The sequence below is a fragment of the Streptomyces noursei genome (genome assembly GCF_016917755.1).
In the GTDB taxonomy this organism is placed as follows: domain Bacteria; phylum Actinomycetota; class Actinomycetes; order Streptomycetales; family Streptomycetaceae; genus Streptomyces; species Streptomyces yunnanensis.
The window spans coordinates 1,243,685-1,254,760 of the sequence record NZ_CP070326.1 but is presented as its reverse complement, the minus strand read 5'-3'; the positions used below and the strand labels follow the sequence as shown (position 1 = coordinate 1,254,760).

General features: G+C 70.6%; 7 protein-coding genes. 1 reads left to right on the top strand and 6 read right to left on the bottom strand.

All coding sequences use genetic code 11. From position 1 onward, the window contains the following. Nucleotides 1-22: 22 nt before the first annotated feature. The 6 genes from asnB to JNO44_RS05485 all read right to left on the bottom strand — a co-directional run bounded on the left by asnB (nucleotide 23) and on the right by JNO44_RS05485 (nucleotide 9,130). A complete protein-coding gene (gene asnB, locus JNO44_RS05510) occupies nucleotides 23-1,957 on the bottom strand; it encodes an asparagine synthase (glutamine-hydrolyzing) (RefSeq protein ID WP_205361898.1) in 1,935 nt (644 codons plus the stop codon). A 3-nt stretch (nucleotides 1,958-1,960) separates the two neighbouring features. Continuing rightward, nucleotides 1,961-3,589: a Wzz/FepE/Etk N-terminal domain-containing protein gene (locus JNO44_RS05505; protein ID WP_205361896.1), complete on the bottom strand. Its 1,629-nt coding sequence runs from the start codon at nucleotides 3,587-3,589 to the stop codon at nucleotides 1,961-1,963. Then, on the bottom strand, nucleotides 3,586-4,983 hold the full coding sequence (locus JNO44_RS05500) for a Wzz/FepE/Etk N-terminal domain-containing protein (protein WP_205361892.1): 1,398 nt from the start codon (nucleotides 4,981-4,983) through the stop codon (nucleotides 3,586-3,588). Before JNO44_RS05500 ends, JNO44_RS05505 begins: the two co-directional genes overlap by 4 nt. After that, nucleotides 4,980-6,260 (bottom strand): glycosyltransferase family 4 protein, encoded by a 1,281-nt coding sequence (locus JNO44_RS05495; RefSeq protein ID WP_205361891.1) that lies wholly within the window; start codon nucleotides 6,258-6,260, stop codon nucleotides 4,980-4,982. The genes JNO44_RS05500 and JNO44_RS05495 overlap by 4 nt, the downstream gene beginning before the upstream one ends. After that, entirely contained in the window at nucleotides 6,250-7,572 is a 1,323-nt protein-coding gene (locus JNO44_RS05490) for a nucleotide sugar dehydrogenase (RefSeq protein ID WP_205361890.1), read from the bottom strand. The genes JNO44_RS05495 and JNO44_RS05490 overlap by 11 nt, the downstream gene beginning before the upstream one ends. Nucleotides 7,573-7,651: 79 nt before the next feature. Then, entirely contained in the window at nucleotides 7,652-9,130 is a 1,479-nt protein-coding gene (locus JNO44_RS05485) for a sugar transferase (protein WP_205361884.1), read from the bottom strand. Between the two features lie 1,482 nt (nucleotides 9,131-10,612). Between JNO44_RS05485 and JNO44_RS05480 the strand changes: the two genes are divergently transcribed. After that, nucleotides 10,613-10,831: an MbtH family protein gene (locus JNO44_RS05480; protein ID WP_039638827.1), complete on the top strand. Its 219-nt coding sequence runs from the start codon at nucleotides 10,613-10,615 to the stop codon at nucleotides 10,829-10,831. Nucleotides 10,832-11,076: the final 245 nt, after the last annotated feature.

Sequence of the window (11,076 nt, the reverse complement as noted above, 5' to 3'; positions counted from 1 at the left end):
TCTAAGCCGTCTTCGCCGTCTTCTACGCCGACGAGCGAGCGCTCGGGCCGGACCCGGAGGTCGCGCCGCGATACCAGTACTCGAGGGTCAGCACATGCCACAGATGCTTGGAGAAGTCCCGCTGCCCGGCGGCGTCCTCGGCGACCATGCGCGACAGCGCGTCGCGGCGCAGGAAACCGGAATTGACGAGCACGCCGTCGTGCACCACCTCGCGCACCAGCGGTGCCAGATCCCGGCTCATCCAGGCGCGCAGCGGGGCGCTGAACAGGCCCTTGGGCCGGTAGACGATCTCCCGGGGCAGGATCGAGGTGGCCGCCTCCTTGAGGACGGCCTTGCCCTGCCGCCCGACGATCTTGCGATCGCCCGGCACCGCGAACGCCGCCCTGACCACCTCGACGTCCACGTACGGCACCCGCACCTCGGTCGACGCGGCCATGCTGGAGCGGTCGGTGTACGTGAGGTTCAGGCCCGGCAGGAACATCCGGGCGTCGCCCAGGCACATGCGGTTGACGAAGTCGTCGAGGTCGTTGTCCTGGTAGATGTCCGCGTGCTCGGTCAGCACGTCCGCGACCGTCCCGGCCAGGTCCGGATCGAGCAGGGCGAGCAACTCGTCCTGGTCGTACATGGTGTAGCTGCGCCGGAACGCGGTCTCCTCGGGCAGGTCGGCGAAGGAGAGGAACCGCTTCGCGAAGCGCACCGACCGGTACCCGCGGCGGGCCGTGGCGACCGGCAGCCGGTCCACGACCCGGGACAGGCCGCGCCGCAGCGGTCGCGGGACGCGCTGGTAGCGCAGCGCGATCAGGTTGGCCAGGTGCTTGCGGTACCCGGCGAACAGCTCGTCGGCACCCATCCCCGACAGCATCACCTTGACCCCGGCGTCCCGGGCGGCCGAGCAGATCAGGAACGTGTTGATCGCGGCGGGGTCGCCGATCGGCTCGTCCAGGTGGTACGTCATCTGCGGCAGCAGGTCGAGCACGTTCGGAGCGATCTCGATCTCGTGCAGGTCTACGCCGAACCGCCCGGCCACCTGCCGGGCATAGCGCAGGTCGTCCGGCATCGCCTCGAACCTGGCGTCCTCGGCGCGGAACCCGATCGTGTAGGCGGAGATCCCGGGCCGGTCGCGGGCCGCCAGCGCGGTCAGGTAGCTGGAGTCCAGACCGCCGGAGAGGAAGGTCGCCACGGGCACGTCGGAGAGCAGGTGACGGCGTGTCGACTCCTCGACGACGGCGGCCAGGTCCGGCCGTTCGCCGCTCCGGGCCCGCTCCCGCCCCTCGGCGGCCACGTGCTTCAGGTTCCAGAACCGGCCGCGCTCCACCCGGCCGTCGGGCCGGCACCTCAGCCAGCTGCCCGGCGGCAGCTTCTCCGCCTCGCGGAACGCGCACCGCGTGTCCGGCACCCAGTAGTACAGCAGCGAGGCCACCAGCGCCGCATGGTCCACCTGCAGCGACCCGCCGGTCGCGGCGGCGAGCGCCTTCAGCTCGGAGGCGAACGCCAGACCCTCGCCGCGCCGGAGCAGGAACAGCGGCTTGATCCCCAACTGGTCGCGGACCAGCACCAGTTCACCGCTGCGCTCGTCGAAGATCCCGAACGCGAACATGCCGCGCAGCCGGGGCAGGCAGTCCGTGCCCCAGTGCCGCCACGCCTCCAGCACCACCTCGGTGTCGGAGGTACCGCGGAAGCGCACCCCGGCGGCCGCCAGCTCGGCACGCAGCTCGGGCGCGTTGTACAGCTCGCCGTTGTACGTCAGGACCAGGCCGCCCGAGACCATCGGCTGGGCGCCGGTGTCGGACAGGTCGATGATGGCCAGCCGGCGGTGCCCGAGGTGCACTTCGCCGTCACCGGCGGGGTGGCTGTACCGGCCCGCCCCGTCCGGACCGCGGTGGGCGAGGGTGTCGGTGAGCCGGTCGGTCACGACCTTCCCGTCCGGCCATCGGTAAGTCCCTGCGATGCCACACATGTCCTACCGCGCCTCCTGGTCGTCGTCCGGGACCCGTCCCCGAGCTCGCAACTCCACCCCCACGCTCGGCTTCGCTCGCGCGGGGGGACCCCCATGAGCAGGGGAGGCCCCACTGGCCCACATCGGCTGCCGCTCCGCGCGCCGCCGGCCCTCCCCCACTGCCTGGACGGCGTGGGAGGTACCCCCACCGTTCTGCCGGGCCGGCCGCTCGTGCTGGCCGCGCAGCGCGGTCTCCAGCCCGTCCCACAGCGTGCCGTCGGTCCGATCCCGCGGATCGGGATCGATCAGCACCACACCGATCACCGCAATGCGCTGGTCCGCGAGCTGGCGCGCCACGGTGTGCAGCCAGGCGGCGCTGCCGTGCCCGGCACGCACGACGAGCACGGTCCGGGTACCGAGGTACTGGAGGTCGGTCCACGCCGTACCGGGCGCGACCGAGCCGACGCCGAGCCGGCGTTCCTCGTGCGACACGGCCGCGGCACGCTCGCCGCTGACCACGCTCGGGCCTCCCGGCTTCGGCCGGCGGCCGGCGAGCTGCGAGCCGGGCAGACCATCGATGATCACCACTGGCCCGTCCGATCCCAGGGCCCCGGCGAGGTCCAGGGCGATCTCGCTCGTGCTGCGTGCACAGCCCAGTTCCAGCAGCGACATCGGTTCCTCGGCGCCGCGCGCGGTGCGGGCCAGGGACACGACGAGCCGTTCGCGTGCCGCCCGGCTCCGTCGGCGCTGCCACAGCCTGCCCGGCCGGCGGGGCAGCTCCGCGACGACCGAGGCGCCCAGGTTCGCCGCGATGTCCCGGCGCAACACGGGGCGGTCCGCCACCACCACGCCGACCGCGGCCACCGCGAGCCCCAGGACCAGTCCGAGGACGAGCCCGATCGCGGCGTCGGTGACGGCGGCCTTGAGCAGGGACTGCCGCACCGCGCGCGGGGCGTCCACGATCTGCGTGCCGGAGACCACCCGGGGCGTGCCGGTGCGCGCCTCCTCGGCCCGCTGGTCGAAGTCGGCGATCCGCGAGTTGAGCTCGGCCCGGCGGGCGAAGCGCGACTCGATGCTCGCGGACTCCTTCGGATCGCTGTTCGGCACTCGGTCCCCGATCGCCTTGTTGACCTGGGCGAGCTCCTCCCGCATGCGGTCACGCTGGTCGTCCAGGGCCTTGGCCTCGGCCTTCGCGGCTTCCCACATCCGCCGTACATGGTCCGCGACGAACGCGTCGGCCAGCGCCTTGGCGCGGGCCACCGCTGCCGCGTCGCTGTCACCCGTCACATCGATCTGCAGCAGGTTGTTGGTCAGGCCGGTCCCGTGGTAGTCCCGCATGAAGTCCTCGGGTTTTTCCCGGGACTTGAGGGTCTGCAGGGCCTGGTCGGCGATCCGCGTGGTCCCCAGCAGCGCGACGTCGGTGCGGATCAGCGTGCCGGGGTCGTTCGGCTGGTCCTCCTGATGCGCGACCAGCACCTTGGCCACCGCGGCCGGCGGCGACGGCAGCAGGACCGCCACCGCCGCGCCGACGAGCAGCCCCAGCAGCGCCATCGAGCACCAGAGGCGGCGCCGCCTGCGCACCGCCACCACCAGCGCCTGCAGGTCCAGCAGCGGAGCGGCGGCCGACGACTCCGACGTCGTACTCGTCGTCACGCGGAACCTCCCGCCGCGTGGCCGCGGACCGCGAGCACCAAAGTGGCGTCATCCGGTGGGCGGCCGGGAGACTGCGCCGGACGGGCCCGGACCGTGCCGGCGACGACGATGCCGACGACCTCGTGCCCGGCGTCCGCACACGCCTCGGCGATGCCGGCGAGCTCCCCCGCCGTCCAGCTGCCCGCGCTGAGCACGACCAGGGCACCGGACTCGTTGCCCCGGTCCGGCACCATCGGCCGGTCCACCGAGACCCCCACCACCCGCAGCAGGGGGTATCCCCTGCTCGAAGAGGATGAGGAAGGATCGCTCTCGGCCTCGTCGACGAGCCGTCCGGCGGCCCGGCGGGCGATCTCGTCGCCGTCCGGGACGACGGCCAACAGCCGCCGGGGAGGCGGAAGTTGCTCCTGTAGTCGGGCGCACACCCGCCGGTAGCGGATCTGCCTGTCGGCCTCGTCGCCGGACGTCTGCGGGGCGGGTGTGTCCCACCGGGTGTCGACGCCCAGCAGCCGGCGGATCCGGGCCCGCGGGCCATGGCCTTCCGACCGGTGCGCGGGCCGTTCATCAGGTACGTCGACGGTACCCAGCAGCACCGAGCCCAGCGCCGCGGCGATCTCCGGTTCGGCGCGCAGTCGGCGAGTCATCCGTGCGGCGGCGAGATGGCCGATGACCGCGAGCAGGAAGAACACCAGCGCCCCGGCGAGGGTGAGCTGCACTCTCGTCGGCGGTGCCTCGCCGGTCGGCCGGGTCGCCGGACCCATGACGACCATGTTGGCCTTGTTGGCAGTCGGGGCGGCCTGGTCCAGTTTGTTGACGGCCTCCTGCAGCGCGGTGCGCAGCTTCGCGAGCTCGGTGCGGGTCTGCACGCTCTCCACGGTCCGCCCCGGATCGGCCGCATCGGCCAGCTCGGTGATGCGGCGGCTGGTCTGCACCACCATCTGCCGCAGCGCCTCGGGCCGCGCCGCCGCTTCGGGGTCGCCGTTGTCGCCCACGATCCGTGCGGCGAAGGTGACGAACTGCCGGACCACCTGGTCGGAGAGTTGCTGCGCACGCTCCGGGGTGTCGGCCGTGCCCGAGATCGTGATGATGTTCCCGTCGGCGGCCTTGGCGCTCACCCGATCCCGCAGCTCACTGCCGCCGACCCCGGTCCAACCGAGCGTGGCAGCCGCGCGGTCGAGCACCGTCGAACTGGTCGAGATGTCCACCTGGGTCAACAGCTCGCGCTCCTCCCACTGGCCCGGCAGCAGTACCGACGCCGACGCCGTGTAACTCGGCGGAATCAGCGCAGAGGTGCCGTAGCCGAAGAGCGCACCCACCACGGCGAGGACGGCGAGAAGCCGCCATCGCCGACGGATGATCCGCCCGATCGTGGCCAGGCGTATCGTGTCATCGCTCAACGGCGGGGCCTCCGCCCTGCCCGGTCCGGGTCGCCCGCCGACACCGGAGCGCGGTCACGGCAGGCGGCGGCGTACGCGGCGAGCAGCGACGCCTGCGAGTTCCGCCAGGAGAGCGGTCCGCCGATCCGCTCCTGGCCGATCTTGCCCATCCGGGCCCGCTTCTCCGGATCGTCCAGCAGCAGCGCGATGAGCTCGGCGAATGCGGCCTCGTCGTTGGCGGGCGCGTAGACGGCGGCGCCACCGGCGGAGACCCGCGCCTCCCGGAGGTCGAACGAGACGATGGGCCGGCCCATCGCCATGTACTCCAGGACCTTGTTCATGGTCGACACGTCGTTGAGCGGATTGCGGGGGTCGGGGGAGAGGCACACGTCCGCGGTGGACAGATAGCGCACCAGGTCGGCGTCCGGAATGCGCCCGGTGAACTGCACCTGCTCCGAGAGCCCGAGCCGCCAGGACAGTTCCACCATCGCGTCGAAGGCGTCGCCGGCGCCGACGAACACCGCGTGCCAGTCGGTCCGCCCGAGCTCGTCGCGCAGCTTCGCCAGGGCCCGCAAGGCGTAGTCGACGCCGTCCTGCGGGCCCATGACGCCGAGGTAGCACAACAGATGAGACTTGCCGCGCTTCAACTCCGGCTCGGCAGGCACCGGTTGGAACCGCTCGACGGCAGGCGCGCTGCGCACCACGAAGACGTCCGCCGGCCGCTTGCCGCCACGGCGCACCGCGACGTCCCGGTAGCTCTCGTTCGTGGCGAGCACGATGTCCGCGGCCCGGTAGGTCCGCCGTTCCAGTGCGCACACGGCGCGGTAGAGCAGATCTTCGCCACGGTCGAACCGGGAGAGGTACAGCTCGGGCACCAGGTCGTGCTGGTCGAAGACGAACCGTGCGCCGCGCCGCTTCAGCCACAGGGCCGGCAGGAACAGCAGGTCGGGCGGGTTGCAGGCGTGGACCACGTCGACCGGGCCGACCCTGCGGGCCAGCCGGGCCGTGTGCCACAACGCCGATCCGTACTCCCGCAGATAGCCGGCCGGCCCTCCGGTGGCCGCGCGCAACGGGTAGCGGTGGATCCGCACCCCGTCGATCTCCGCCTCCGGCTCGGTGTCCCGCTTCTCCCCCCGGGGACAGATGACGTGCACCACCCAGCCCGCGTCGCGCAGCGTCGTGCACTCCTGCCACACCCGCCGGTCGAACGGCACCGACAGGTTCTCCACCAGGATCAGGGCGCGCCGGGCCGCCCCGTCGCCGCCGGCTATGTCACCAAACGAAGCGTCACCAAGCAAGGCCCATGTACCCCGGTTCGGCCCGGCGCGCCTCGGCGTCGGGAAGGCGGATGAGGTCGACGATCACCGGGCCGCCATGGGGCAGCGCCGACAGCACGGCCGGATCCCTGGTCCCGACCAGGCACACCTCGGCGTGCTCCAGCACCTGTTCCACGGAGTCCGCGAGCAGCTGCGCGAGATGCGGCAGCCGGGTCTCGATGTACTCGCGGTTCGCGCCGAGCAGCCGGGAGAGGCTCACGTTGGCGTCGTGGATCCGCAGGTCGTACCCCTTGCCGAAGAGCATCTCCGCCAGCTCGACGAGCGGGCTCTCGCGCAGGTCGTCGGTGCCGGGTTTGAAGGACAGCCCGAACAGGCCCACCCGGCGCTTGCCGGTGCGCTCGACCAGGTCCACCGCGCGCTGCAGATGGTCGGCGTTGGAGGGCAGCACATGGGCGAGGATGGGCACCGAGACATCGGCCCGCTGTGCGGCGTGGACCAGGCTGCGCAGGTCCTTCGGCAGGCAGGAGCCACCGAAGGCGAAGCCGGGCCGCAGGTAGGCGGGGCTGATGTTCAGCTTGCGGTCGGCCAGGAACACGTCCATCACCTGGTGCGAGTCCACGCCGAGCGCCTGGCATACCGCGCCGAGCTCGTTCGCGAAGCCGATCTTGAGGCCGTGGAACGCGTTGTCCGCATACTTGATCGCCTCGGCCGTCGGGATCGGCACCCGGAACACCTCGCCGGGCAGGCCGTCGTACAGCGCCCTCACCGTGTCGCCGCTGGCCGGGTCGAGCTCGCCGATGACGGTCTTGGGCGGGTCGAAGAAGTCCCGCACGCTCGTGCCCTCGCGCAGGAACTCCGGGTTGACCGCGACCCCGATGTCCACCCCGGCCGTGCCGCCGACGGACTTCTCCAGGATCGGCACCAGCAGGTTCAGGCAGGTGCCCGGGAGCATGGTGCTGCGGAACACCACGGTGTGCCGCCCGCTGCGCCCACTGCGATCCGCCAGCGCGGCGCCGATCTGCTCGGTGACCCGCTCCAAGTACGTGGTGCACAGGCTACCGTTGGGCTCCGACGGCGTGCCCACGCAGACCAGCGACACCTCGCTGCCCGTGATCGCCTCGCGGACGTCGCGGGTGGCGCGCAGTGCTCCGGTCCGCACGACCTCGGCGATGAGCTCGCCGATCCGCTCCTCGACCACCGGGGCCTTGCCGTCGTTGACCAGGTCCACCTTCACCTGGTTGACGTCCACCCCGATGACCTCGTGACCCATGCTGGCCAGGCACGCGGCCGACACGCAGCCCACGTAGCCGAGCCCCAAGACGCTGACTCTCATGACGCGTTCCTCCCCCCAGGCAGGCCCCTTCGGCCTGCGGTTCGTGCGCCGGCCGTACGACGTCGCCGTCCCCCGCGCATCAATAGGCCCCCTGCCCTTGGAGCACCGCACGCAGCGTCTTCCACAAGATCACTGTGTCGAGGGCGAGCGACCAGTCCTCCACGTACCGCAGGTCCAGTCGGACGGCCTCCTCCCACGGCAGGTCACTGCGTCCGCTGATCTGCCACAGGCCGGTGAGCCCGGGCTTGACCAGCAGCCGCCGCCGGATGTCCGGGCCGTACGCGGCGGACTCCTCCGGCAGCGGTGGCCGCGGACCGACGAGCGACATCGATCCGGTCAACACATTGAAGAGTTGCGGGAGTTCGTCGATCGAATACCGGCGCAGGACCGTTCCCACCCGGGTCACCCGCGGATCCCGGCGGAGCTTGAACAGCAGTCCGGCGCCCTCGTTGCGGTCGGCCAGTTCGGCACGTGCCCCGTGCGCCCCGGCGACCATGGTGCGGAACTTGAGGATGGTGAACTCGCGGCCGTCCTTGCCGACCCTGCGCTGGCGGTAGAACGCCCCGCCCCGGCTGTCCACCAGTATGAGCAGCCCGACGAACACCATCAGCGGCGCGAACAGCATCAGCAGGATCGCCGCGCCCATCCGATCGACGACCTCTTTGACCGCCCGACGCCCCCCGGTGAAGGTCGGCATGCTGACCCGCAGCAGCGGTATCCCGAGCACCGCGTCGACGTGCAGCCTCGGGCCGGCCACCTCCATCAGCACGGGGGCCACGACCATCTCGGCATCGCTGCCTTCGAGGTTCCAGGCCAGCCTCTGCAGCCGGTCCGGAGACCAGTGCGGGTCCGGTGTGACCGCGACGACACGGTAGCCGTCGCGGCGGACGTGGCCCGCGACGTCCGCCAGTCTGCCGACGACCGGCACCCCGTCCAGTCGGTCACCGTCGAGCCCGAGACCGTCCGTCGTGCACACCGCCTCCACCCGCCAGCCGAGGTGCGGGAACTTGCGGGTCCGGGTGATCAGGTCGTGCACGGTGGCCAGGCTCCCGGCAGCGAGCACCGGGCGCAGGCACCGTCCTTCCTTCCGCTGTTTGTGCAGCCAGAGGCGCAGCAGATAGCGCGCGGTCATGGTGATGAGCGCGATCGCGGGAATCGCGACGAAGATCCAGAGCTTGATGTTGCGCGAGGCGAGGGCGATCCCGCCGAGCGCCAGTACGACGGTCGCCGTGAACAGTGAGCGTCCGAGCCGACGAAATTCCTCGGCGCCCTGGCCGAGCACGGCCGGAGCCCACGCCCGGCTGACCGCGAGTGCCCCCAGCACCAGCAGCTCGGTGCAGAATGCGAGAATTCCCCACTTCTCGTGCCAGTTGGCCGCGTCCCGGGCCCCGAAGAAGTTGCCGATCGCGGCCACCACGAAGGCGGTGGCCGCGGTATCGCTGGCGATCACGGTACGGCGGTACCGCTGCTCCCAGTCGATCGCGGGCTGGCCGATTGCCTCGTCCACCGGACGCCCGGGCGCCGAGAGAAACGGGCCGACCAATTCCCCCTGCTGCACAGACCCCCTCAGGTCATCAGTGGGCTCGACGTGTTCGCTCCACACGGTTTCCTCCCCCCGGGAGGCCCGTGCCCCCCGCGCTGTTCCTCCCCTCGGGAGGCCCCCGCCTCCCGCACCGCGCTGTTCCTCCCCTTGGGAGGCCCCCGCCCCCCCGTGAATGACATCCCGGCTATTGCAGCGCTACGTGAACACCCCACCCAGGCGGCAGTGGACTCGTCAGTCCTGCCGGACTGTCGAGGTGTGTGAGAACCCGTCGAAACCTCGGGCTCCCCTCACCCAAGGCCCCTCTCGGGCTCCAAGAACTGATCACCCCCACGTCAAGGCGCCGGGGACATGGCTGCTGACTTGCGGTAACGCAGGAGCTAAAGATCACGATTTGTCGCCTCGTGTCATGTGAAGCAGGGTCAATGTAGACCATCGAGGCCCGCCTGAAGAGAGGAATGTGTGCAACTTGTGCCCAAACTTTGAAGCAGATCCACCAAATGATCACTACCTGCGGCGCGTTGGCGGCGAAGACATGCCCTGTGGCCTGCGATGACGGGACTTCTTCAGGGTGTCGGCACCGGCAATCCCGAGACGTCCCCGCGCTGCCAACTGGGCCGCGCTCAGCGGCACTTCGTCACGTTCTGGCTCGGGTGAGGTTCCTGATGCGGGTGGCGTAGATGGTGTGGGTGGTGCAGATGTTGTTTCAGTCGCCCAACGTCGCGGCGATGAAGGGAAGTTGGAGATCCGGGATCTCGTGGGGGCGGGGGAATTCGACGGCCGTTCGGACCCACAATCACCGCGCCAGGCGGCCCCTGCGTACCCGGCTCCTGCCGCAGACAGGCACTGACGCCGTAACCGCCATCGGTGACGCCCGCCAGGGCCGTCGACTGTCAGGGCCGTCGACTGCCAGGCAGTCGGCTCGTCGAGGATGCCCAGGGTCGAGCTCGGCGGGGCGAAGAGCCACGGCTCTGACGCAAGGATCGCGCCGCACTGGCGTTCTGATCGTTGTTTGCGCAAGGGCGCATTGACGGCGCATTGAGGCTTGTTTTGCGGGATAGGGGCGTGGTGGAGCTTCAATGTGCCCTGGGGTGTGATGCATGTCGGGCGAGCCCGGGGCGTGTTGTCGGCCTGTATGGAATGGGCCAGGTTGTGGCCGAATTTCGACCACTGCGGGTGGCTGCGCGTGTGTCACGGGCCGCGCCTTGGTGTTTCTTTCTCGTAAATCGGCAGGTCGGTGACCCTGGGCGGAAAGGGTGGGCGATGGGTTGCTTACGAGGGGGCGGGTCACTGGTGCCGCGGTGGCGCGCGATCGCCTAGACAGACCGCTCGATGAACTGGTCGGGTGTGAAGGTTTTGTGGTGTACCGTACTGACGCTCGCCCGATTTCCGTACGGAATATCGGTCAATGCCGTAGCGCGTAGGCGGGGGGCGGGATGCGGTGCCATCCCGAACACCCCGGTTTGCCGGTCAGCAGGAGGGAAGGAGCAGGGGGAAGCTATGGCCAATGTTTTTGACGATGAGTTTGCCCGATTCATCGTTCTGGTCAATGAGGAGCGTCAGTACTCGCTCTGGCCCGCCACCACAGAGGTGCCGGGTGGATGGCAGGTTGCGCGACCGGAGGGGTCGCGCCAGGAGTGCCTGGAATTCGTCGAGTCCACCTGGACGGACATGCGACCGGCCAGTCTGGTCGCCGCCATGGAGGCTCAGGGCTCCTAGCCCACGGCCATGACCAGGGCAAGTACGGCTGAGGCGCGCCCCGTTGAGGGCGCGCCCGCCGGTGGCGCCGCGTGGCCGCCGGCCGTCCTGTCCGCCATCGCCCGTTCCGGGCGGTGCTGCGCATGAACAACAATTCTTCCGTTTCGGCTCTCGCCGGTAACGCCTGTTCGCGATGCTCGGAAGGGATCTCCGGGGATTGCGGCACGGCGATCAACGGTAATTCTTCGGGTCGTTGTCCCACCATT